We start from the raw sequence: 1,513 nt of genomic DNA, 5'->3' as shown, positions 1-1,513 counted from the left end.
CCTCAGCGCTGTCCATGCCCGGCTCGACGGCCGACAATTTCCTCAAGGCCTTTATCGCCAGCTATCCGTTCGATCGGGACTGGTATCTGCTCCAGGCCGAGTTCGGCCTCTATGCCTTGCGCCATCCTGCCATGGCGAGCCACTATGCCGAACGGCAGGGGCGGATCCTCGTCATCATCGAGGGCGCGCTCGCCGACATCCTTCGCGAGGACTCCCGCATCGTTGCCCGGGACCTCCCGCGCATCGCGCGACTGATCCTGGCTGTCCACGAGGGAAGCATGTTCCAGGGCCTGCTCGAACCGCACGAGGTCACAAGCGGAGAGCTTCTGGACTTTCTCGTGGATCTCATGCTGGCGGGGGCGGCAACGAGCGTCGACTAAGAATGGATTGCTGATCTTGCCTTGCGGGAGGCCGCGCAACAGCATGCCTGCCTCTATTTGTGATGTGGGAGACCGTTTAGAGCGGTTTCCATTCATTCCGGTTCATAGCCGCATGATTTGAAGTAGTTTGCACATTCGTCGGGCTTGAAGATATCGACGAGCCTGCCGATCAGGTCCCACAGGCCGCTGACGGTGCGCTCTCCTGCCTTGCGGAGCATGGCCTTGAGCCGGGAGAAGGCCTTTTCGATTGGATTGAAGTCCGGGCTGTATGGCGGGAGGAAGCGCAGGGTCGCGCCGGCAGCTTCGATCCTTTCCTTCACGGCGGCCCGTTTGTGGCTCGAGAGGTTGTCCATGATGACCACGTCGCCGGGACGCAGTTCGGGCACCAGCACCTGGGCGACATAGGCTTCGAACCAGTCGCCGTTGATCGGCCCGTCCAGCACCATCGGCGCGACCATGCCATCCATGCGCAGGCCCGCGACCAGCGTGGTGGTCTTGCGGTGGCCGTGCGGGAAGCCCATCCGCAGCCGCTCGCCCTTCCGGCAGCGGCCATGGCTGCGGGTCATGTTGGTGGCGGTCCACGTCTCGTCGATGAAGACGAGGCGTTCGGGTTCGAGGTCGATCTGGCCGTCGAACCAATGCTGCCGTTGCCTCAGGACGTCGGGACGGTCCTGCTCGATCGCGTGACCGGTCTTTTTTTGCGCGTGATCCCGTGACGCACGAAGAAGCGATGCACCGTGCCGATACCGACCAGGGCCCCACGCTCGATCAGCCGCGCCTGAACCTCGACCAAGGTCATGTCGCCCTGCTCTGCGATCAGTTCCCGAATGAAGCCGCCGTGCGCTTCGATCTTACCTGAATGCCGGTCACCGCCGCGCGGCTTGGCAACGGCCCGGCCATGCTCCAACGCAAGCCGTCGCCAGCGGATCGCGCTCGACACGCTGACCCCGAAGCGGGCCGCTGCCGCATGGCAACTCAGCCCACCATCAATCGCTGCGACAACTCGGTCCCGAAGATCCTGTGATAGCGTTCGTGCCATCCATGCTGGCCTCCTGCCACCAGCAGGAAGGCTGAATCACAACGGCGCCGCGAAGGGAATCCCTGACGAGTCAGATCGTGTGGAAACCGCTCTA

Annotated in this window: 2 protein-coding genes; one reads left to right on the top strand and one right to left on the bottom strand. The window is 63.3% G+C overall.

The genetic code is table 11. The annotated features are described in order from the left end of the window. Positions 1–380 (top strand): TetR family transcriptional regulator C-terminal domain-containing protein (locus WA070_RS06385; protein ID WP_422633259.1); only part of this gene is annotated, 380 nt, incomplete at its 5' end. A gap of 92 nt (positions 381–472) precedes the next feature. Here the strand turns inward: WA070_RS06385 and WA070_RS06380 are convergent. Continuing rightward, a protein-coding gene (locus WA070_RS06380; RefSeq protein ID WP_156106025.1) for an IS630 family transposase occupies positions 473–1,419 on the bottom strand; the annotation gives its coding sequence in 2 pieces (ribosomal slippage) (positions 473–1,083 and positions 1,083–1,419; 948 coding nt in all). Positions 1,420–1,513 lie beyond the last annotated feature (94 nt).

The sequence above is a fragment of the Sphingobium sp. genome, from assembly GCF_049304695.1.
Classification (GTDB): Bacteria; Pseudomonadota; Alphaproteobacteria; order Sphingomonadales; family Sphingomonadaceae; genus Sphingobium.
Note: the sequence above shows the minus strand (reverse complement) of the source record. Positions and strands in the feature narration are given on the sequence as shown.